At 63.8% G+C, this 22,232-nt stretch carries 18 protein-coding genes; 11 read left to right on the forward strand and 7 right to left on the reverse strand.

Annotation, left to right across the window (positions count from 1 at the left end; all coding sequences use genetic code 11):
- Nucleotides 1–6 precede the first annotated feature (6 nt).
- From pcaF to J1C49_RS08355, 3 genes are all read right to left on the reverse strand, one after another.
- Nucleotides 7–1,209 (reverse strand): 3-oxoadipyl-CoA thiolase, encoded by a 1,203-nt coding sequence (pcaF, locus tag J1C49_RS08345; RefSeq protein ID WP_227445362.1) that lies wholly within the window; start codon nt 1,207–1,209, stop codon nt 7–9.
- 182 nt (nt 1,210–1,391) lie between these two features.
- Nucleotides 1,392–2,312 (reverse strand): homocysteine S-methyltransferase family protein, encoded by a 921-nt coding sequence (locus J1C49_RS08350; RefSeq protein ID WP_227445363.1) that lies wholly within the window; start codon nt 2,310–2,312, stop codon nt 1,392–1,394.
- Nucleotides 2,313–2,579: 267 nt separating this feature from the next.
- Entirely contained in the window at nt 2,580–5,354 is a 2,775-nt protein-coding gene (locus J1C49_RS08355; protein ID WP_227445364.1) for a DUF4114 domain-containing protein, read from the reverse strand.
- A 798-nt stretch (nt 5,355–6,152) separates the two neighbouring features.
- Between J1C49_RS08355 and J1C49_RS08360 the strand changes: the two genes are divergently transcribed.
- The gene (locus J1C49_RS08360) at nt 6,153–7,346 is read left to right on the forward strand and encodes a DNA repair exonuclease (RefSeq protein WP_227445365.1); all 1,194 of its coding nucleotides are present in this window, start codon (nt 6,153–6,155) and stop codon (nt 7,344–7,346) included.
- Nucleotides 7,343–10,735 (forward strand): AAA family ATPase, encoded by a 3,393-nt coding sequence (locus tag J1C49_RS08365; RefSeq protein WP_227445366.1) that lies wholly within the window; start codon nt 7,343–7,345, stop codon nt 10,733–10,735. The genes J1C49_RS08360 and J1C49_RS08365 overlap by 4 nt, the downstream gene beginning before the upstream one ends.
- Before the next feature lie 557 nt (nt 10,736–11,292).
- Here the strand turns inward: J1C49_RS08365 and J1C49_RS08370 are convergent.
- Nucleotides 11,293–12,087 carry a LuxR C-terminal-related transcriptional regulator gene (locus J1C49_RS08370; protein ID WP_227445367.1) on the reverse strand — a complete coding sequence of 265 codons (795 nt, stop codon included), beginning with the start codon at nt 12,085–12,087 and terminating at the stop codon, nt 11,293–11,295.
- A gap of 198 nt (nt 12,088–12,285) precedes the next feature.
- On the opposite strand from J1C49_RS08370, the gene J1C49_RS08375 reads away from it, so the two are divergent.
- Together J1C49_RS08375 and J1C49_RS08380 are read left to right on the forward strand one after the other, a co-directional pair.
- On the forward strand, nt 12,286–12,699 hold the full coding sequence (locus J1C49_RS08375) for an ester cyclase (RefSeq protein WP_227445368.1): 414 nt from the start codon (nt 12,286–12,288) through the stop codon (nt 12,697–12,699).
- An 11-nt stretch (nt 12,700–12,710) separates the two neighbouring features.
- Complete coding sequence (locus J1C49_RS08380; protein WP_227445369.1) at nt 12,711–13,877, forward strand: CynX/NimT family MFS transporter; 1,167 nt, start codon at nt 12,711–12,713, stop codon at nt 13,875–13,877.
- 234 nt (nt 13,878–14,111) lie between these two features.
- On the opposite strand, the gene J1C49_RS08385 is transcribed toward J1C49_RS08380, so the two are convergent.
- Entirely contained in the window at nt 14,112–14,777 is a 666-nt protein-coding gene (locus J1C49_RS08385; RefSeq protein ID WP_227445370.1) for a sulfotransferase family protein, read from the reverse strand.
- A gap of 100 nt (nt 14,778–14,877) precedes the next feature.
- Between J1C49_RS08385 and J1C49_RS08390 the strand changes: the two genes are divergently transcribed.
- The 3 genes from J1C49_RS08390 to J1C49_RS08400 all read left to right on the forward strand — a co-directional run bounded on the left by J1C49_RS08390 (nt 14,878) and on the right by J1C49_RS08400 (nt 17,213).
- Entirely contained in the window at nt 14,878–15,852 is a 975-nt protein-coding gene (locus J1C49_RS08390; protein WP_227445371.1) for a LysR family transcriptional regulator, read from the forward strand.
- An 84-nt stretch (nt 15,853–15,936) separates the two neighbouring features.
- On the forward strand, nt 15,937–16,230 hold the full coding sequence (locus J1C49_RS08395; protein WP_227445372.1) for a Dabb family protein: 294 nt from the start codon (nt 15,937–15,939) through the stop codon (nt 16,228–16,230).
- A gap of 77 nt (nt 16,231–16,307) precedes the next feature.
- Nucleotides 16,308–17,213: a LysR family transcriptional regulator gene (locus J1C49_RS08400; protein WP_227445373.1), complete on the forward strand. Its 906-nt coding sequence runs from the start codon at nt 16,308–16,310 to the stop codon at nt 17,211–17,213.
- A 59-nt stretch (nt 17,214–17,272) separates the two neighbouring features.
- On the opposite strand, the gene J1C49_RS08405 is transcribed toward J1C49_RS08400, so the two are convergent.
- Together J1C49_RS08405 and J1C49_RS08410 are read right to left on the reverse strand one after the other, a co-directional pair.
- A complete protein-coding gene (locus J1C49_RS08405; protein WP_227445374.1) occupies nt 17,273–17,914 on the reverse strand; it encodes a sulfotransferase family protein in 642 nt (213 codons plus the stop codon).
- Between the two features lie 300 nt (nt 17,915–18,214).
- Nucleotides 18,215–19,171 (reverse strand): LysR family transcriptional regulator, encoded by a 957-nt coding sequence (locus J1C49_RS08410; RefSeq protein WP_227445375.1) that lies wholly within the window; start codon nt 19,169–19,171, stop codon nt 18,215–18,217.
- A gap of 282 nt (nt 19,172–19,453) precedes the next feature.
- Between J1C49_RS08410 and J1C49_RS08415 the strand changes: the two genes are divergently transcribed.
- The 4 genes from J1C49_RS08415 to J1C49_RS08430 all read left to right on the forward strand — a co-directional run bounded on the left by J1C49_RS08415 (nt 19,454) and on the right by J1C49_RS08430 (nt 22,186).
- A complete protein-coding gene (locus J1C49_RS08415) occupies nt 19,454–20,278 on the forward strand; it encodes a class I SAM-dependent methyltransferase (RefSeq protein ID WP_227445376.1) in 825 nt (274 codons plus the stop codon).
- 75 nt (nt 20,279–20,353) lie between these two features.
- Entirely contained in the window at nt 20,354–20,803 is a 450-nt protein-coding gene (locus J1C49_RS08420; RefSeq protein WP_227445377.1) for a hypothetical protein, read from the forward strand.
- A 236-nt stretch (nt 20,804–21,039) separates the two neighbouring features.
- Entirely contained in the window at nt 21,040–21,519 is a 480-nt protein-coding gene (locus J1C49_RS08425; protein WP_227445378.1) for a hypothetical protein, read from the forward strand.
- Nucleotides 21,520–21,589: 70 nt separating this feature from the next.
- Complete coding sequence (locus tag J1C49_RS08430) at nt 21,590–22,186, forward strand: hypothetical protein (RefSeq protein ID WP_227445379.1); 597 nt, start codon at nt 21,590–21,592, stop codon at nt 22,184–22,186.
- Nucleotides 22,187–22,232: the final 46 nt, after the last annotated feature.

A 22,232-nucleotide genomic window follows, 5' to 3' on the forward strand; every position in this document is an offset into this window, starting at 1 on the left:
CTGGGGTCAGACCCGTTCCAGAATGAGCGCGGCACCCTGTCCGACACCCACGCATTGTGTGCAAAGCGCGTAGCGCCCGCCACGGTCTTGCAGCTCATGCGCCGCGGTCAGAACCAGCCGCGCCCCGGTCATGCCAAGCGGATGGCCCAGCGCGATTGCACCGCCATTGGGGTTCACGCGCGGGTCGTCATCGGCGACGCCAAGCGCGCGCAACGTGGCAAGGCCCTGGCTTGCAAAGGCTTCGTTCAGTTCGATCACATCCATGTCGTCCATGCTGAGGCCCGTGCGGTCCAGCAGTTTTTGCGTCGCCGGAACCGGTCCGATCCCCATCACGCGGGGCATGACACCCGCGGAGGCAGAGCCGACCACGCGCGCCATGGGCGTCAGCCCTTGTGCTTGCGCCGCGGCTTCGCAAGCCACGATAAGGGCGGCCGCGCCATCGTTGACGCCAGACGCATTGCCCGCGGTCACGCTCTTGTCCGGCCCGTTGATCCCGCGCAGCTTGGCGAGCTTTTCAAGCGTCGTGTCCGGGCGGGGATGTTCGTCCGTTTCCACAACGATCGGTGCCCCGCGCCGCTGGGGAACAGGCACAGGCACGATTTCGCGGGCGAACCGCCCGGCCTGTTGCGCGGCGTGCCAGCGGTCCTGCGACCGTTTCGCAAAGGCGTCCTGATCGGCGCGGCTGATGTTGTAATCTTCGGCGACATTGTCGGCCGTCACGGGCATGGCATCGGTGCCATAGAGCGCGTCCATCTTCGGGTTGACGAAGCGCGACCCGATGGTGGTGTCATAGACCGCGTTGGCGCGGGAAAACGCGGTTTCCGCCTTGGGCATGACAAAAGGGGCGCGGCTCATGCTCTCCACGCCGCCGGCAATCCCAAGCGCATAGTCACCGGCCTTGATGCCCCGCGCGACGCAAGCGACAGCATCCATACCCGAGGCGCAAAGCCGGTTGACGGTGAAACCGGGCACCGTTTCCGGCAGGCCCGCGAGCAGCGCCGCCATGCGGGCCACGTTCCGGCTGTCTTCGCCCGCCTGGTTGGTGTTGCCAAAGACAACCTCGTCTACCGCCGCAGGATCGAGCCCGGGATTGCGCTCCAGCAGGGCCGCAATGGTCAGCGCCGCGAGGTCGTCCGGTCGTATCGAGGACAAGGCACCGCCATAGCGCCCAATGGGCGTGCGTAACCCGTCACAAACAAATGCATCCACAGCGGCGCGCCTCCCGGTCATCCTGTCGTGTGCGCACGGTAGCCGGTCCGATGTGTTCAGGCAAGAATATCGTTACGCGAAATCCGCCTTTTGGCGAAATTCGTAACATATCGGGACAGGCATGGCTTTGCGGGATCGGGGGCGCATGCCTCGCCGCATCCCCGTGAACGGGCGTAATTCGTTTAATTGGCGGATGCGGCGTGGGTGACGGGCAGGGGTGCGGCAGCCTTGGCGCCATGAAACCGCCGCGCCAGCACGGCGATGTGGTCAGGGCCCACTTCGCAACACCCGCCAACCGTTTGCGCACCGGCATCGACCCACGCCTCGGCAAAGGTCGCATACTCTTCAGGCCCGAGATCCTGTCGGGCACTCAACAGGTCGGTGGTGGCACCGATGCTGCTGAAGTCCTCGGCGATCCGCGTGAACCCGTTGGCGTAGGCGCCCACATGCGGGTGCATCCCGGCAAGCACGGGCAGACCTTGCGAGATAGCCTCTGGCCGCGAACAGTTGAGCAAGACCCGGTCCGGCGCGAACTCCGCCAGCAACGGGGCGATGTCGTCAAGCGGCTCGCCCGAGCGCAGCCGGGTTCCGTCGGTGTCATCGACGCTCAGCGCCAGCCAGATCGGTTTGCCCGGAACACCGGCCCCCATGAGGCCCCCGCGTGCCTGCGCGACCGAGGACATGGTTTCGAGCAATAGCACGTCGACAAGAGGTGCATGAAGCCGCGCCACATCGGCATAGATCTCCGCGGCAATTTCCGGCGCGGGGGCATTGTCCGGCTGGTATGAAAACCCCAAGGGCCCAAGCGAGCCGGCCACGCATCCGCCGCCTGCGGCATCGCGGGCATCGGTGGCAAGACGACAGCTCGTCTCGATCAGATGGGCAAGCTTGTCCGACAGATCGAAAGCGGCGAGGCGATCGGGCAAGACCGCGTAGCTGTTGGTCGTGGCCACTTCTGCCCCGGCGGCGAAAAAATCGTTATGCACCGCGCGCACGAGTTCAGGCGCATCAATCAGGGCCTGCATTGACCAAAGCGGCGTTGGTTTGCCCATACGGCGGACCAGCTCCTGACCCATGCCGCCATCCAGAAGTGTCACAGCCATGTTCAATCGCTCCAGGTTTGCAGGCGGGATCACGCGCTGACCGCCTTGGATCTGATCGCAGATAAACTGTCTTTGGGAAAGGTAAAGCGTCCTGCGCGAATAATCCCAGTCGGGCGGGACCGGTTTGTGTTGGTGTCCCGCGGCGGGCTGTTTGCGATACTCTTGGCGGTTGCCTGACGAGACGACGGCCCGGACCGGGAGCCCCGAATGAAAACGGGCGGCACCGGCATGCCGCCCGTTCGGTCAATGTGGTCGGGCGTCGAACACTCAGAAGATCACAACGCTCTCAAGCGCGTGCAGCGCGTCCGGTTCGAGCCCCGCCTCTTCGAGCACAAGGGTCGCGCCATCGAGATCGAGCGCAAGGTTGACGCCCTCGCGCAGGGTGTTCTCTGCCAGCCAGCTGGTCGCGGTCTGCTCCGGTGCGAGAAGGCCCAGCGCCGACAGATCGATCACGTCTGCGGAATTGCCCGACAGGCTGAAATCGGTGATCACATCGATATCCGCCGCACGGCTTTGTGGCCCGAAGACAAACACATCCGACCCGGTGCCGCCCATCAGCGTGTCTGAACCCGCGCCGCCGAGCAGCGTGTCGGCGCCGCTGCCACCGTAGAGCCGGTCGGCGCCTGCACCCCCGGACAGGTCGTCCGATCCGCCACCGCCCCAGAGCTTGTCCGCACCCGAACCGCCGGACATCGTGTCATTGCCCAGTTGCCCCCAGAGCAGATCGGTATTGGCGCCGCCCGACAAACGGTCGTCGCCTATCCCGCCGTTGAGGTGGTCATCGCCATCGCCGCCATCGAGCGTATCGTCGCCTTCGCGACCCAAAAGCACGTCATGCCCGTCATTGCCGCGCAAGCTGTTGGCGGTGCGATCGCCATAGACTAAGTCGTCACCGGCAAGCGCGTCAATCCATGCGGCGCTCTGGGTCACGCTCAGGCGGTCGTTCTCTCCACGCCACGGCTGGATGTCGAAAACCTCGTCATTGGCTTCGAAGAGCCAGCCAACAAGGCTCTGGTCGGCGTCGGCATCGCTTTTGAGATTGCTGTCGGCCACGGTTGCACCCGTGTTTGACAGATCGACCTGCACCACCACGTCGTCGAAATCCCAGTCGCCGTTGTTCTGGATGTCCTCGAAACCGAGGATGACGGCATTGCCGTCCCGTGCTTCGCCAAGCCCGTGGTCAAGCCCGTCTGCATTGAGCGAAATACCGCGTTCGGGGTCGTGACTCATGTGGAAGGTGGTGTTGCCATAGCGCGCAAGCAGGGGTGTTTCCACGCCGGTCTCCGCATCCACATGGAAGAGGCGCAACCCTTGGTCCGTGTTCACGTTGCCGATCTCGCCGTCGGCGTTGCGCAACACATAGGCGGTGCCCTCGAACAGGCTCTTGTCGCTGTTGCGCGCATAGCCATCGGGCAGGATGAAGAAGCCGAGCGTGTCGCTTGCGTCAACGTCGATATCCACCCGTGATTCGCCGGTGATGAGCGTGCCGCCATTGTCGTATTTGGATGCGTTTGCAAAGATGATCTGCACATCCTCGATCGTGCCGTCTTCGGCGATCTTGTACATGCCCAGCGTGTTCTTGTAGTCGGCGGTTTCGCTGAGGAAGGTGACGATGGCCTTTGCCGGTTCGCGATCCTCGGTGAAGAAGCCGCCTTCGGTCTGGTCGGTGCCGTCGAAGATGCCCTCATCCTCGATCACCGCGCCGCTGTCACCAAGATCGATGTTGAACATCACATCATTGAAATCCCGATCGCCGCCGCCGCTGATATCCTCGAAGCCAACGGTGATGCTGCCGTCGAATTTGAGCTGACCGCGCAAATGATCGAAATTGTCGACATTCATGTCGATCCCGTCTTCCGGACGATGATGCATATGCCACGAGGCCGCGTTGAAGCGGGCGTTCACGAGTGTTTCCGATCCGGTTTCCGCATCCACCGCGAAAAGACGCAGCCCGGTGCTCCAGTAGACGTTGCCCGCGCCACCGCCCCAATCCCGGAAGACATAGGAGTCGGCCTCGAAAACGGATTTGTCCGCGTTCATCCGCCAGCCGTCCGACAGGATGAAGAAGCCAAGAGTGTCCCCCAGCGCGGCGTCGATCTCGACGGTGGTTTCGCCTGCGACCAGATCACCGCCGCTGCCGACATTGGACGAATTGGCAAAGATGATCTCGATGTCGTAAATCATCCCCTGGTCATCGATCTTGTACATCCCGAAGGTGCTTTGATACCACGCGCCTTCGCCCATGAAGGTCACCGTTGCCGGGGTCGCCGCATCATCGCCGCCGATGGCCGCCTCGTCGCTCAGGTCAGGACGTTCGGCGCGGGGCTGCACCGCGACAGGCCCGGCGGGACGGGACTCTGCAATGTCAAACGGCGCGATCCAGGCGTGCGCGGTCTGGTCTGTGCCATGATAAATGCTGTCGTCGACGATCCGAGCACCACTGCTGGCCAGGTTGACGTTCACGACGAGGCTGTCAAAGCGGCCATTGTCGCTTCCGTATACGTCCGCAAAGCCGAGCGTGACGCTGCCATCATATTGCAGATGCCCGCGGGTGTGGTCGACGCCGTCCACGTTCATGGTGATCCCGGCTTCGGCATTGTGGGCCATGTGCCAGCTTGCCGCGTTCCAGCGCGCATCGACGAGCGTTTCCGCGCCGGTTTCCGCGTCAATGGCATAGAGACGCAGACCGGTATCGTCGAACACATTTGCCGGACCGCCGCCCCAGTCGCGAAACTCCAGATTGTCCGCCTCAAGAACGCCGATATCGTTGAGCGTGTAGGCGTCGGGCAGCACGAAAAAGCCGATCTGATCACCCGCATCGACGTCGAGAACGACCTGAGACTGGCCCGCTTCGAGCGGACCGCCATTGCCGGTGGACGAGGCGTTGGCGAACAGGATCTGCACGTCATGGATCGCGCCGTCTTCGGCAATCTTGTACATCCCGAAGCTGTTGCGGAAGCCGGCCTCGCCTCCGAGAAAGGTGACGGTGGGCATCATTGGCGCCGACGATCCGTCAGTCGCGGCGGGTGTTTCGGTTGGCATGAACAAGTCCTCGGAGGTTGGTTGCGTAAACAAGCTTGTCACTACGGCGGCTTGCCCGTGTCTCCCACGGCGCAAAGAGATGCCGGAGCGGGCATCGGGGGCGAGTGACGATCCAAAAGCGGGGCGCGTGATCCGAACGGATATGCAGAGCACGCCGAATGCCCCATCAGCGGTGGGAAGCGGCGGCGTCTCGGTCCCGGCTTGCGCTCTCGCACATCTCTTGGCGGCAGCGCAGCACCGCCCTGCAGAACGCGGGGACTGCGGCGTGGACCGCTGCATCGTGCCGGGATGGCAGGCGCATGGTGTGTTTGGCGCGTGTCGGCCGAGTGGGGCGCCGGGGCGGGTGCAAACGATGTGGCGCGGCGCGTTGGCTGCGGTTGTTTCAGGCCGGACCGGCACGCGTCGGGGCGTGGTCGGGGAGATCGTGCAGGCGGCACGCGCAGCCGCGCGTCATGGGGTTGGCTCTACCGGTCCGGTAGTCTTATGTCTGGCACCGTGCCTCACGCACGCGGCCTGCGCCGCCTGCCAAGGGTATCCGCACCGGCAACAGGGCAATCCTTGTCGAGACATCGGCGCATCGCGACAGGCCCGTGGTCGTCGCGACAGGGGATCCGTCCGGGATGTTCAGGCATTGATTGGCGCTGGCAGGCACGCGGGTCTTGCCATAATCTCCCGGCTCGATACCACTCCTCGGTGGCTTTCCCGCACGCAAAGCGCAGGCGATGGCAGCCCTTGCACAGCGTCCCGCAGAATGCTTGCCTGCCCGCAAGAATGGGCCCGGAGCGAAAGGCAAAAGGCATGAAATTCCTGCATGTTGCAGATCTCCACCTCGACTCGCCGCTGAAAACGCAAGCGGCGCGTGACAGCGTCATGGGCGAAAGCCTCCGGGCCGCATCGCGGCAGGTTCTGTCCCGGCTTGTCGATGCGGCCATCGCAGAGGGCGTGGATGCGGTGCTGTTTGCCGGTGACACCTTCGACAGCGACGTGGCCGACGTGGCGAGCCGCGCCGCGCTGGCCACGGAACTCGCGCGTCTTGCGCGCGCCGGCATTCCGGCGGTCCTGATCCAGGGCAACCATGACGCGTTGCTCGACCTCGACCGATACGGCCCGGTTTCGGAGGCGCTCACGGTTCTGACGCCGGATGCGCCCACGGTGCAGGTCGGAGACGCGTCGATTCACGGCATGGGCTTCACCGCGCCGCATATGGCTGAGAGCCTCTTGCCCCGTTACCCGGCGCCGGAACCGGGGCGCTGGAACATCGGGATGATGCACACCTCGCTGGACGGCGCGGTCGGGCACGACCCTTATGCGCCCTGCGCGCTGTCGGACCTGCTTGGCCATGGCTACGACTATTGGGCGCTGGGGCATATCCACAAACGCGCTGTCCACGAGGGGGAGGGCGCGCTCGTCGTGATGCCGGGCATTCCACAGGGGCGCAGCATCCGGGAGACAGAGGGCGGGTCGGCCACTTTGATGGAGATCGACCTGCACGGTGTGCGCCAACGCGAGGTGCCGTTGGAGCTGCTCCGGTTTACACGCGTCGTGGTGGATTTTTCCGGAGTGGGGGATCAGGCCGGGCGCGACGCAAGGCTGCGCGCCGCGCTGGAAGCTGTGGCGACGCGCTCGGTGATGATCGCGGTGCGGCTGGACGCGGTGGGCAGCCCGGCGGAACTGGGAGATCCGCGGATGTTGGAGGCGCAGGCGCGAGAGGCCGCCGGCGCTCTTGCCGGGGTCTTCGTGAACCGCCTGAAACTGCGCCCGGCGACCCATGCGCCAGACAGCGACATGGCCGAGGATCTCGTGACACTGATGCGCGCCGACGCCGCCACCGCGGGGTTCCGCGACGAGGTGCTTGCACAGCTCAAGGACCTCCGCGCGGCACTGCCGCAAGAGCTGCGCGATGTCCTTGCAGAGGACCGTCTGGACGCGTTGATCGAGGCCGGTGTTGAAACGATGGCGTTGCGCCTCGGCGCTGGGAGGGCAGATCAATGAGGCTGCGTCACCTCGACCTGATCCGGTATGGCCGTTTTACCGACCGCCGCCTCGACTTTGGCGCAGGCGATGGCGAGAGCGACGTGACCATTGTTTATGGTCAGAACGAGGCGGGCAAGAGCACGGCTTTCTCTGCATGGCTCGATCTTCTTTTTGGCCTGCCGATCCAGCACCCCTACGATTTTATCCACGCGCGGAAGGATCTTATGGTCGGCGCGACGCTCGACACGGATGAGGGCCCCTTGACGCTGCGCCGGACCGGCCAGCGGCAGGGTTCACTGACCGATGAAAACGGGCGCGTCGTCGATGAGAGGCGGCTTTCCGTTCTGCTCCACGGTCTCGACCGGGATGGATACCGGACACGGTTTTCGCTGGACGACGCGGTCTTGCGCGAGGGCGGCGAAGAGATCGCGCGGGCCAAGGGAGATCTTGGCCAGCTGCTTCATGCGGGGTCTTCGGGGTTGTCGGGTTTTGCCGATCTGCTCAAGCAAGCCCGGGACGAGGTGGACGCATTCCACAAACCGCGCGGGCGCACCACGATCCTCGCCGAGGGGCGGAACAGGCTGAAGGAGATCGATGCGGCGTTGGCGCAAGCGCGGCTTGATCCGCGCCGGTTCGACGCGTTGCAGGCGGCGCTTGAAAGCGCCGAGGAAGCCTGCCGCGCGGCTGCCGCGCGCCGCGAGGAAGCCATGCGCCGCTTCGCGCTGCGGCAGGCGGCCGATAAGCGTCGCGGTCTTGCTGCCCGTATCGCCGCGGCGCAAACAACGCTTGCCGCCTGTCCCTGCGGACCCGATCTGCCGAAAGACGCGCTTGCCCGCGTGAGCGTGGCACTCAACGCGGCCGCGACCGCGCAGGACGCCAAAGCGGTGGCCGAGACCAGCATCGCTCAGGCCGATGACTTGCTTGACCAGACCACGCCCGATCCCGAAGGCATCGCCATCGGCGAGATGCTGGCCGCGCTCGAAGCGGCCGAGTTCGACGATGGTAAGTCCCTTGTCGCCCGCGCAAGCCTTGCGGATGCCGATCTTGGGCGCAGGCGGGACGAGCGGGATCGCGCCCGGGACACTGCGCGCCGTCTCGCCGCCGCTCTGGCGGGGGATGGCGCCGACCCTGCCGCCCTCGTTTTGTCTCGCGAGCAGCGGAACGGGTTGCGCGAAGCGGCGCAGGCTGTCCGCGATACCGCGCGTGCCCGCGATCAGGCCGGGCAGGCATTGGACGAAGCGCGCGCCGGGCTTGGGGCGGTGGAGGAAATGCCGGAGGGTGCTGTTGCTCTGGACGATGCGCTTGACGCGCTGGATGCGCTGACGGACGATCCCGACACGCTTGCCCGCGCTTTTGCAGATCGCGATGCCGACGCAAAACTTGCGGCGGCAGGGCTGCCGCCGGACTGGCGCGCGCTGGCGGATGCGGGGCTGCCGACCGGCGCCGAACTGCGGGAGGCGGAGCGGGCGCTGAAAAGCGCCGATGACGCCGTTGCCCAAGCCGAGCAAACCCTGCGCGACGCGCGGGAGAAGCTGTCGAGCCTTGACGCCGCACTCGAAGGCGAAAAGCTGGCGGCGTCCGTGGTCACCGATGAGGAAATCGTCGCCACACGCGCCGAGCGCGAGCGACGGTGGACATCGCACCGCGCGTCCCTTGATGCGCCCACGGCCGATGCGTTCGAGGCCGCCATGCGCGCCGATGACGAGGCCCATGCCCGTCACGCAAACAGCGTTGAGGGCCGGGTGCGACTGGCACAGATGCAGGCTGAACGCGTGACCTGCGCCGCCGAACTTGCTCGGCGCGAAGTCGATCTCGGGCACGCACGGGACAGGCGCGCGGCACCGGACAAGATGGCGCAGCGGATCGCCCTGCGGCTCGGGCTGGAGGTTGGCGTCGGCCCCGCGGTGTTCGGCGAGCGTCTGGAAGCGATGCAGCACGCGCTTGACACGGCGCTTGCGGCAGAGCGCGCGTTGCAGGACCTGACGGCGGCACGAAAGGCCCGATCCCAGGCCGAGGATCGCGTCGTGCGGGCTGCCTCCGCCATCGCCGGGGATCTCCCGGAGGGACAGGATGCCCTATCCGCCGCGCGGCGCCTGCGCGCGGCGCTCGATGCGCGGCGGGAGCGCATCGCCCGGCGGCAGGACGCGCAAAAGCTGATCCTTGGCTTTCAGGATCAGAAGACCCTCAAAACCAAAGCGCATGGCGATGCCGTGGCCGCGTTCGCGAAGCGGATATCCGGGCTGTGGTGCGCAGATCTGGATGCCGACCATGTTTTGCGAATCTCCGACGATCTTGGCGCACTCGACGATCTGCACGGAAAGGCCCTTGATCTTGACCGGCGGGTGGAGCGGTTGGACGCAGCCCGCAAGGCGTTTGATACGCGGGCAGAGGGGCTGCGCGCCGCGCTCGGGCTGACGCCGGACAGCCCGGTGGATGAGACGCTGCGCTGCGCCCGCGACCGAGCCGGGACCGCGACGGAAGCGGCACAACGGATTGAACAGGCCCGCGAGACGCGCGCGCAGCAACAGATCGAGCGCGACCGTCAAGCCCGTGTTATCCAGCGGGCCTCCGAAGAGATTGTCGCGGTGTTTCGCGGACAGCAGATCGACCCCGGCGACGATCCTCTGAGCGCCGTGCAACGGCTTCTGGACCGGGACGGGGTGCGGTCCGAAATCGCGGCACTCGAAGACAGTCGTGCGGCCGCTGCCGAGGGACATGATGCCGGTGCTCTCGCCGAAGAGGAAGCAAACAGCGACCCCATTCGCACGGAGACATTGAAAAACGCGGTGAAAGAGGCCGAGGCCGAGCATGAGCAGGCCATCGGGTTGCGCGGTGAGGCGCGGCAGGCGCTGAACACGGCGCTTGGCACGATCGGCGGGGTCGATCACAGGCAGGCCCGTGCGAGTTTGCTGGAGGAACTGCGTGAAGCGGCGCGCCACGCCGCCGAAACCCGCATTGGCCTGATGGCGGCGTCTGGCGCCTTGCGTCATTTGCGGGAGGACCGGCGCGGCCCGATGCTCGACGCTGCGGAACGGGCCTTTGCACGGATGACCGGCGGAGAATGGCCACGGCTCGAGGCGCAACCCGCCGGAACGGGAGAGCGCCTCGTTGGCATCCGCAATGGCCAGCCGGTCGCCGCAGACGCGATGTCTACCGGCACGCGCGGGCAGCTCTACCTCGCGCTGCGGGTCGCTGGCCATGCGGATTTTACCGCTCGCTACGGGGCGCTGCCGTTTCTGACGGACGACATCCTTGAAACGTTCGATGACACGCGGGCGGCCGCCGCGCTGTCCTTGACAGCCGAGATGGGGCGGACGGGACAGGCCATCATGTTCACGCATCACCGCCATCTCGTGGATCTGGGGCGCGCGGTGATCCCGGACCTCCATGTGGTGGAACTGGAGTAACCGCGGCGTCCCGTTGTGATGTCCGGACCCGGCGGTGACGCCGCGAGACGGGGCGCTTAGGCTCGGGTGGATTGCGGCCCCCACGACCGTCACCGGCCAGTGCGACGCCGCGGCGACGGCCAGGGCGTCCGGTAACGCGCGCGGATGGGATGGTCTTGGCGGGGTGTGCTGCGCGGCGTATCAGTCATCCGCGTATTGCACCCGCCCCCTGTGCCTGCCGCGCGCGGTCATCCGGCTGTGTGATCCCCGCAAGCATGGGATCCGGCGACCGGGGCAGGGCGCGGTCATGCGCGCGAACGGGCGGGAGGCGGCTTGTGCCGGCCAAGCGCGCGTTGTGCGGAACCGACGCATATGGGCGCACCGATGAAGACCTGCTCGATGCTGATTTGAGCGGGTCACAAGGTGCCAGGTCTCGGGCTGTCAATTCTCCCAAGCGCGGCTGCCGACCGCTGAACAGGATTGCACTGACCGTCCGTGGAACCACGCCGCCGCCAGACATTTTTTAGATATGCCGCCGCACCGCTCGAAGAGGGGTTTGCGTGGCCGGTCCAAGGCGCTCAGACTGGCGTGACCTGGTCGCGCGACCCGCTGATCAGGCGCGCGTTTTCCAGGGCGATCACGCTTTGCGAGGCAAACATCTGTGCGAGGTGTAACGCTTCGTCCGAAAAGGGGCGGACGGTTTGACGATAGATCGTGAACGCCCCGACAAGCTTGTCTGCCGCAACCATCGGAATGGCCGCAAAAGACCGCGCGCCGCCAAGATCCGCGGTCGCAAAGCGCAACGGATCGTCGGATCGATAGATCGCTTCCGATTTCACATCGATGATGTTGATGACCTGACGTTGGTTGAGCATGCGGCCAAGCCCGGTCTGAGGGCTGACGCCGAAGGTCCCGTGGTTGTCCAGCCAGTCTTGAAAGGCCGACGGAATCCCGGAGGTAAAGCGCGCTCGGAATTGCGCATTCTGGTGGTACTCGAACAGGATTCCGAATTCAGCGTCGCAGAGGTCGAGCGCGTAGCCGAGGATGGACGGCATGACGAGGTCGAGATTGCCCTGCGACGCGCTGATGATCCGCAAGACTTCGCTCAGGGCCTTCTCGCGGCTCAGGGCTTCTTCGAGGCTGAGCGCCAGTTCCGAAATGACCGAATTCAATTCCGTTTGGCTGCGTGCCGGTGCGACAGCCCCGTTCAAACGGTTCGCCAGCTCTACTTTCGAAGACACTTCGAGCTTGCGATAGATCGTTGCCAAATGTGTCCTGACGGTTGACGGTGCGATGCACAGCGCCGCTGAAATCTCCTGATAGCTCGATCCCGACGCATAACTGCGCGCGATCTCAAGTTCTCTGGTGGTCAAGTCATCGTGGTTCGGCATCAATTTCAACCATTCTTTGGATCTCACGACTGTGATCAAAACCACCAAGGCGCGCAATCCTGCAGATGCGGGATCAAAATACTGCAGGCCCTGCGTCCAGAATACTGCATCTGCGCGATACGCAACGAAATCCGCCTGTCTTAGGGTCGTCGACACCCCAACAGATCAACGGAGTGGATCATGTCAGATTTTGAAACCGCAAAAGCCTTTTTTGAGGCGTGTGAGACCGGCAAAGGCTGGGACGTGTGTCAGGCATATTGCACCGCCGACGCAGGTTTTGCGTGTCAGGCCGACGCGCTTGCCTCAACGACGACGCTCGCCGCCTACACCGAATGGATGAAAGGCCTGCTCACACCGATACCGGACGGGCGGTATGAGTTGACCTCTTTCGCAATGGACGCGGAGCGCGGCACGGCTGTCGCGGCGGCGCAGTTCCACGGCACACAAACCGGCGAAGGCGGCCCGGTTGCACCCACCGGCAAGGCTGTCGTTTCCGATTACGCCTATGTCATGACGTTCGACGGCGGCAAGATCAGCCACATGACCAAGATCTGGAATGACCTGCACGCCCTGCGCGGCCTGGGTTGGGCGTAATGCGGTGGCGCATGCTTGCGCTTCTCTTCCTGGCCCGGGTCGGGCTGGGATTTCAGTTTCAGACATTGGGGGCGGTTGGCGACGAACTGGTTATGGCCTTCGCATTGGACTGGTCCGACATCGGCTTGCTGATCGGTCTGTTCATGGCGCCGGGTTTGGTCTTAGCACTGCCGGCCGGTTATCTCGGGCGCTTTGTCCCGGATCGTCCGATGGTTGTTGGCAGCCTCTTGCTGCTTGTCATTGGCGGTGTGCTGTCTGCGATTGCCACGCACAGCGCGACGATCGGCGCAGGCCGCTTGATCGCCGGTGCGGGTTTTCTCTTTGTCACGCTGTATTGCAGCAAGATGGTTGCCGATTGGTTCGAAGGCCGCGAAATCGCAACCGCGATGAGCATTTTCGTCATGTCCTGGCCGTTTGGCATTGCGATGGGCCAGATCGGCCATGTCTGGCTCGCCGGGTTGTATGGGTGGCAGATGCCGTTCATCGTCGCGTCGCTGTATTGCTTGGGCGCGGCGGTCGCGGTTTTTGCCCTCTACACACCGCCAGAGCACATGGCAGCCGGGCGCAGCGCCGCAAGTGCGCATCTGACAGCCCGCGAATGGCTGCTGATCGGCTGCGCAGGCTTGGCGTGGGCCGTGTTCAACGCGGGCTATGTGACCTATCTCTCGTTTGGCCCGGTGCTTTTGGAAGGCCTCGGTCATGGCGCCATTGCTGCGGCTGGTCTGATCAGCGTCGCGAGCTGGATCATGATCCTGTCCGGAGCGGTCTGCGGTCAGCTCGCAGACCGGTTCGGTCATCCGATGGTCATTCTCGCTGTCTGTATGGCGGGCGCCGTGAGCGCGCTGTTTTTGATTGGATTGCCCGGATTCGGGCTGGCGGGCAGCCTTTTGTTCGGGTTGATCGGCATGGCGCCTGCCGGTGTAATCATGGCCATGGCAGGACAGGCCCTGCGACCGCAGGTGCGTGCTTTCGGAATGGGGGTCTTCTTTTCAATTTATCACGCCGTGATGATGGCGACGCCGCCCATTGCCGGGAGGCTCCTTGATCAGACAGGACAGGCAGACGCGCCGATCCTTTTGGCGATGGGGCTCTTTGCGCTGGTTCTGCCATGCGCGCTGGCGTTCACGGTGATCAAGACCATGCCGGGGCCCGGCTCCTTCCGGGCAGCGTCTCGATGACCAAGCGCAGGATGATGCCGTTCAACGGTGTCACTGCGGGCGGGGCGGCGGCCGGACGCTCCGTGCGCATGATCCGCCCGGGGGCATTGTCGCTGTCCGAGACCGCAAGTCCGGGCCGCTTCGGCGTCGAGGGCTCGCCGCCTTGGGGCCGCGGCCGGTCAAACCGCGAAGGCGGCTCCGGTTTGGACCCGGTGCCGCCATTTGATTGGGGTCTCGTCGCCGTCGAGAGGTGTCTCAGGCTTCGGCAGCAACGGCCTGGCGCGACGGCATCTCGGGCTCGCCACCAAAATGCGCCCAGAACTCATCGCGGGCATGGGTGCGCGGAAAGGGCGTCTCCGGGACAGGCACATCGAGGAAAGAACACAGCGGCTCCCAACCGTCGGCGACGTTGAACACGAGGAGCCTGTCTGCGGGGATGATCTCGCGGACGCGGGCATTGTTCGCGCGGTATCCGGCGATGGCGCTGTCGCGGTCGGTGAAATCGCCGAAGGCGCGGGGCAGAACGCCGGTCTTCATGGTGGCAAAGAATTCCGCAAATTCGGGCGGGAGCGGGAAGCTGTCCATGAGCGCGAAGAACTTGCCGATGGTGCCGTTGAAACTGGCCCACCAATCGTCCTCGGGGCGTTCGGTATGGATCACTTTCGTATCGGGGAAGGCGATCGAGGCTTCCTGCCAGAACGCGGCACCCGGCCAGTCGACCTGCGATCCGTAGCCTTTATAGACCTCGGCCCAGTCGACCTCCTGCCCGGCAAAGATCGCCTTCCAGTGGTCGAGCTGTTCGGGATGGGCCATCACTTCGGTCATGTGGTGGGTCGGGCCGAAGCCCAGCATGCCGAGGGCCTGTTTCATCGTCATCGTGCCGGTGCGTCCAAAGCCGGAGCCAATTACCTTGAGGGTCATTGCCGTAATCCTTGTGATTGATTGTTTGCTGTTGCGCTCCGGAGCCTCTTCCTTGTCTCATGGGACACCGATTTCAGGAAACGAAACGATTTCAGGGCCCATGAGCGAGATTCATCTTCACCGGATCGACCTGAACCTCCTCGTGACCTTCGAGGCGCTGATGGAGGAAAGCACGCTGACCGCCGCTGCGGACCGTTTGGCGGTCACGCCGTCAGCGGTAAGCCATGCGCTCGGGCGGCTCCGGACGCAGCTCAATGACCCGCTTCTGGTGCGGGTGGGCGGGCGGATGCAGCCCAGCCCCTACGCGCTTGAACTGATCGAGGAAGTGCGCCCGGTTCTGCGCGGATTGCGCCGGATGCTCGCGCCGCGCCATCCGTTCGATCCGGCAACCAGCGACCGGGTCTTTCGGGTCATGATGCCGTCCTTCCCGGCCGTGGTGACGGCGTTTCTCGCCCGGATCGGAACCGAAGCGCCGGGCGTGACGCTGGAATGGGTGAATGTCAGCGCAGGGGTGTATGATGCGGTGGCGGATGGTCTGATCGACATTGCGCATGTGGGCGGCGATCTGCGCATGCCCGAGGGGCTCGAACACCAAGACATGGAGCCGTTCACCTGGGTCAGCTTTGCCCGCGCGGATCATCCCGCGGCGACGGATTGGGGACGCGCGGCGTGGGTGCGCTGGCTACATCTGCAGGTCAAGATCGACACGAATACCCTGAGCCCCGTCGATGCGCGCCAGGACGACCCGACGACAACCCGGCGCATCGGCGCCAAGATCGGCGAGTTTTCTGCCGTGGGTGCCGTGCTGTCCGAAACCGATTTTCTGACCACTTTGCCCACGGTCTTGATGGCCAGCCAGATGAAGCTGCACAATTTGTGCGCGCTGCGCCCCGCGGTATCACCAGACCGCTTCCGGGTGCGGTTTGTGTGGTCGTCCCGTCTGCATCGCGATCCCGGAAACCTGTGGCTGCGCACCGCGTTGATGGAGGTGTATGACATGGTGCAGGCCGAGGCCACGGCGCAGGTCGCGGCGCAGATCGTGGAGTTGTCGGAGCCAACGGGTGACGGAAAGTGACCCGGGACGCAGGAGGATGCCGATAAGCACTTGATTGCCCGCGGGAAATCGCGGACGCTCTGTCTTTCACCAAAGGATAGCGCCGTGCTTCGCCATATCGTGCTCGTCTCGTTCAAATCCGAAGCCTCCGCCGATCAGATCGCGGCCTGGCGGGATGCCGTTACCGGCCTGTGCGAATCCGATGCCGAGGTCTTGTCCTTCTCGCTGGGGATGAATATCGGCCAGGGACCCAATCATCATGACGCCGCTCTGGTCGCCGATTTCGAGGATATGGACGCGTTTCGACGCTATGTCGGCAGCGATGCCCACAAGGCCTATGTCGACAACCACGCGCGCCATGTCACCGACAGGCTCGCCGCGATCCAGCATGAGATGTGAGACAGGCGGTGCTCTTGAGCAACCCTGTCGGCATTCGGCGGATGTTTGAGGGCCGGCGCCAGGGGAGCGTGGCGTAGATGGCGGAGCCGAACTGGAGCGACTTCCGCATCATCCTGGCCTTGTCCAATGGCGGGTCCGTGACGGGGGCAGCGAAGCTTCTTGGCGTGGACGCGTCGACCGTCAGCCGACGGCTTGCCGCGGCGGAGGACGCGTTTGGCGCAGTCCTGATCATTCGCGGCGGGGGCGTCTTCCGTTTCACAGCGGAAGGGCAGGCGATCCTCGATGCCGCCCGGGCGATGGACACCACGATCAGCGAAACGACCAGCTCTGTGCGGTCGATGCGGCAAACCCTGACGGGACCGGTGCGGATCGCCTGTGTTCAGACCGCAGTGCACGTTCTGCGCCCGCTTGCTGATGAGGTGGCGAGGGCGCACCCGGACTTGCGTCTCGAGATCATGAGCTCCATCGCGCCCGTGGACTTGGTGAAGGGTGAGGCCGATATCGCCGTCAGAACCATCGCGCCCAAAGACCCCGGGCTTGTCATTGCCCATGCGTTCACCTGGGGAAGCTGCCTTTACGCGTCGAAAGACTATCTCGCGACGCAGGGTCGCCCCGAAACCGCCGGGGATCTCGCCGCGCATCAGCTGGTGCGTTACGGCACACCGCTCCTTCCGGCGAGGGCCTTTGGTTGGATCGAGCAATTTGCCGATCCGGACCGGCCCGCGACCCGGGTCGAGAACACCGATTCCGCACGCATCATTCTAGAGCAGGGCGGTGGGATCGGCGCGTTGTTCTGCGTCGTCGGGGACGGCTGTGTCAATCTCGAACGGGTGTTTCCGGATCCTTTCGACCAGATGGAATCCTGGGTGCTTTACCACGAGTCTGCGCGTGGCTCCGCGCGGGTGCGCGCCGTGCTCGACAGTCTTGTGGCCTATCTCAAGGCCCGGCGCGGCTGGCTGTCGGGTCTGGATGGCGCGGATTGACCCCGGCGGATATGGCCGGGCCGCCCCGCCGCCCGGCCGCCGTCTGGAAGAGACCTGGATCAATCGGCGGGCTCTTCCTCGAAGTTTTCCCAGAACTCGTCGCGCGCATTGCTGCGTGGAAACGGGGTCTCCGGGACCGCGACACCAAGGAACGCACATAGCGGCGACCAGCCGTCAGAGGGCGTGAAAACCAGCAGGCGGTCAGCCGGGACAAGCTCGCGCACAAGGCGGTTGTTGCGCCGATAGGCCGCCAAGGCCATGTCCTTGTCGGGCAATCCGCCGAAGGTGTCGTCAATGTAGAACGGCGTGAGCTTCACGAAGATGTCGCGGATATGCTGCGGCATGTTCTGTGTCAGCCTTTGATGATTGGCCCAGACCTTCAGCACCGTTTTGCTGAAGCTTGCCCACCACTCTTCTTCGGGGCGCTCTGTGTGGAGAACCTTCGCCTCCGGAAACGCCTGGATCGTCTGCTGCCAGACACGCCCCCCCGGAAAATCGACCTGCGCGCTGTATCCATGAAAGACCGCGTTCCAGTCCACGGGTTCGCATCGCGCGACGGCGGCCCATGTCTCGACCTGATCGGGATTTTCAAAAAGTGCCATCATGTGGTGGCACGGGCCAAAGCCCAGCGTTTCGAGGGCGGTCCGGGTGGACAGGGTGCCGGTCCGGCTCATTCCGGTTCCAATGATCTTGAGGGGCATTTCGATCTCCAGTGCAGCGTCATTTGCGTGATCGCCGAAGGCTGGCCGCAGGATTTCGGGCGGTGACGACCCATGGGCCGCGCACCGTTTCTCCGAAGCTGGAGCCGTGTTGGTTCAGCGATGTTCAGACCCTACGACACCGGCCCTCACAGCGCGCCGGAGAAGATCGCAAACACGGATTGCAGAAATGCCTGCCGCCCACTGGCGGTGTGTAACCCGCTCTTCTTGGGCGGATTAGGAAGCCAGAACGGCCTCTCACGCGCGTCATATCGGTAGCGGTCGGAGCGATGGCACCCCGTCCTAGTCGCGCAGCGGGATCATGACCTCGGCAAGCCTGCGGTTGATATCGGCCTGATGCTGTTCATACCCGGCGAAAATGGTTTCGCGCAGCCAGATATTGCCGGGATCGGACGCATTGCGCGCAGACCAGGCAAACCGCATTGGAAAATCCTTCGGGGCCGCCACCGGTTCAAGCACCTGCAGGCCATAGCGGAGCCACATCTCTGCCATGACGAAACTCGGTTGCGTGCTGATGAAGTCAGTCGCGTCCAGCATGGATCCGACGAGGGAGAAATCCTGCACCTTGCCGCCCAGCGTTCTTGGACGGTTGACGACTCTGTGCTCTTTCTCGATGGGTGTGCCTCCGGTGTCCTCGACCGCGACTTGAAGATACCTGTATTTCGCGGCGTTTACTGCGCTCCACTCCGCAGCGACAGGGTGGTCCTTGCGCACGAAACTGAAAAACGTGACGGGCGCGAGGTCGATGGATGCAATCCCGTCCATCAGATACGCCGGGCCTCCCACATGGAGCAGGTCGATCAATCCGTCGGCCAGATCATTCTGGTTGCTGGGTTTGATCCGCACCCACTCGATCATGACATTTGGCGCAGCCTTTAGAATATCGGCCGTCATCTGCGCCATGAAGGTGGGTGATGAGTGCAGGGCGACCCGAAAGACACGATCGCTGGTGGCTGGATCGAAGGGCGCCTGTGGCTCCAGCGCCCGGCGCAAACCACGCAGCACCGGCGACAATTCATCGGCCAGAAGAACGGCCTTGGCCGTGGGCTGCATCTTGCCGCCAACCCGCACAAAAAGCGGATCGTCAAACTGTGTGCGCATCCGCCCGAGAGCATGGCTGACCGCGGAGGGTGTCAGGTGAAGCCTGTCCGCTGCCGCCGCGACGCTGCCTTCCTCGATCAGAGCCTCGAACGTCGCCAACAGGTTCAGATCCATTCTGTGTAACTGAATTTCGCTCATGCTGGCCTGAAATCGTTTCGCTGGACTGAATCAATCATCGCGCCGATGATGTTTCCACGTCCAGAGAAAAGCATCAGCGAATGCAGAATTCTCTGGTCAAGGCGCTGAAATGAAATGCGGCTTCTTGAGTTTGACGTCTTGAAGACCGGCGTGCCGACCCCGTGAGGGGAGGCCGAGGAACAGACCTGAATTGTAATCATGGCGGGACATCCGCAGCGCGTCGGTTTCGACCGAACGGGACAGATTTGTCTGCGTGCGCCGTCAAAACCCGAGGAGAGACCAATGACTGTTATAGAAGCCTCCAAGACGAACCAATCCACGCGTAGCGGAGAGACCAACGGACGGATCTGGGGGTTGCGTGCCGCTGATTGGGCCAGCATTCAGGAAGGGCAGTGTTCCGCGGCGTATCATTCCGTCTTCGACAAGGCGGTTGTGGGGTCGCAAACGCGGTTGCTGGATGCTGGATGTGGCGCGGGCATGGCTTTGTCTTTTGCTGCCGAACTTGGCGCTCGCGTCTCCGGTATCGATGCCTCCGAAGCGCTTCTGGAGGTGGCCCGCAGCCGGTTGCCAGACGCCCATCTGGCGCATGGCGATCTCGAAGACCTGCCTTTCGAAGACAACAGTTTCGACGTTGTGACCGGCTTCAATTCTTTCCAGTTTGCCGCCGATCCCACAATCGCCCTGCAAGAGGCCCGCCGTGTCACCCGACCAGGGGGCAAGGTTTTCATCATGACATGGGGCGCGCCCGAAACCATGGAGGTCACAGCCCTCGTCGCGGCGCTCAAACCGTTTCTGCCGCCCGCGCCGCCGCATGCCAACGGACCCTTTGCGCTCTCCGTGCCGGGCAAGCTGGAAGGGCTCGCGGCTTCGGCCGGATTGACCCCTCGGGAGGTGTTCGACGTCGAGTCACCGTGGTCTTACCCGGATCTTGCCACCGCGCAAAAGGGGCTGGGCTCGTCCGGTGTCGCCGCCCGCGCCGCGGAAGTCAGCGGGCAAGAGGCGCTGGATGCTGCCCACGCCGCGGCGCTCGAACCGTTCCGCAAGCCCGATGGCGGCTACCGGATCGGGGCGACATTCCGCGTCCTGATGGCCGAAAACCCGCATTAAGAGCACCCTCGCACTGCGCCGAGGCCATCGGCGCAGGATCTCTCTGGAACCATCCAATCAAAAGGACTGCACCCAATGAACACTATGCTCAAGACCCTGTCGGTGGCCGCATGTATCGGCCTTTCTTCCGCAACAATTGCTGGCGCGGACGTGTCCGAACACTTCATCATTCACAAGTTGGACCAGCCACCGCAGGAAGCCGCGACGCTTGTGCGCGACTTCATTGCAATGAGCGATGACTGGTCGCTCAACGGCGAATTCGACATGATGGGCGGCGCGGCCGTTGGCATGAAGATCTGTTTCAACGCCATGCGCGGCTATGTCGCCGCAGCGGGCTTGCACAACCTCGCGATGATGCCGTGCGGCAACCTCGCTTTGTACGAAGAGGACGGTGTGTCATACCTGTCGATGCTCGATGTCGGGTATCTCACGGTCCTTTCGCCGCATCCCGAGATGGAAGCGGGTGTCGCCTTGGCGCGTCCGGCCTACGCTGCGATGCTCAGCGAAGTCCTTGGCGTCGAATAGGCTGTCCTGTCCCTTGCGCGGTCGTTACGCGGGGGCGCCACACGGTCTGCTCCGGCCCGAAATCCTTGGGCCGGACGCGCACTCCGAGGCGGTGTCGTCTGCTGGACCGGAGCGCCTGCGAACTGTCTTCGATGGGGCGCGCCGCATTTGTCCCGTGATTGCAATGAAGGGTCTTGCGCGGTATCGTTTCAGCATTCGTTCCCGAACAAATCCTTTTGGTCATTTGGAGACCACCCATGCCCCAGATCATGCAAGTCGCGGCCATCGCTTTGGCTACGGTCGGAACCGGTGCCGCGACAATGACGGTCCTGAACGAAGACATCCCGGATTTCCAGGTGCCCGAAGGGGCGTGGGCAGACAATGGCGCTCTTGATGGGCGGTCGTTTGACATATTGGGAATCGACCCCGGAAGCGGAGCCGTTCTTGAAGATCTCATTGTGTTTCGGGATGGGAGCTTTCAGTCCGTGGATTGCCAGAATTACTGCGATTTTGGCTGGTCGGATTATCAAACCAAGGAGATTGACGGCGTGATCCATTTCACCGCCCGCACCATATGCCCTGACGCGCCGCATACCGTGGTCTGGTATGGCACGGTTGAGGGGGATGCGGTTGAAGTCGAGGGCACCTGGACCACGCGACGGTGGTACTGGACCAACCAGATCGCGATCACGGCGACGGGTAATTCTGTTCCGACGGTCGAAGACGCCGCCGGATAAGGCGGAGCCCATGTCACGACCCAGCTTGAGCCGCCGCGCCCTGTTCGTGCGGTTTGCCCTGCTTGTCGGAGTGATCATCATCGCGACCTGGGGTGCGCATGAAATCCGTGACGCTCTGAACCTGCAGATTCGCCCGGATAACGAACAGCAGGTTCACTGGGCGATTATGCTGGGATCGGTTGCCTATATCGGTTTGCTGGCGCTGCCTTTTGTCCCCGGTGCCGAGATCGGGATTGCCATGCTGGCAGCTTTTGGTCCCAGTATCGCTCCATTGATCTACATCGCAACGGTTGCATCGATGATGCTTGCTTTCACCATCGGGCGGTTTCTTCCGATTGGTGCATTGGAGCGTCTGTTGTCGCTGCTGCATATGACGCGGGCGGCGGCCCTCGTTGCGCGTGTAGCGCCCTTATCTGGCGAAGCGCGCTTGGCAATGCTGCTTGACGGTCACTCGAAACGGGCCGTGTCCCTGGGCCTGCGGTATCGTTATATCGCCTTGGCCTTGGCGGTGAACACACCCGGAAACTCACTGATCGGCGGGGGCGGGGGGATCATGATGATCGCCGGTCTGAGCGGCATTTTCTCCCCGGTCGCGACATTCTTGACGATCATCCTGGCTGTCTCTCCCGTCCCCTTGGCAATGATATTTCTTGGTTTGAGATTTTGATGCGACGCTGCGCCGTGACGGAAATTGCGCGCTCAGCGATAATTGT

Source organism: Cognatishimia sp. F0-27 (assembly GCF_020667845.1).
Taxonomy (GTDB): domain Bacteria; phylum Pseudomonadota; class Alphaproteobacteria; order Rhodobacterales; family Rhodobacteraceae; genus JAFMPQ01.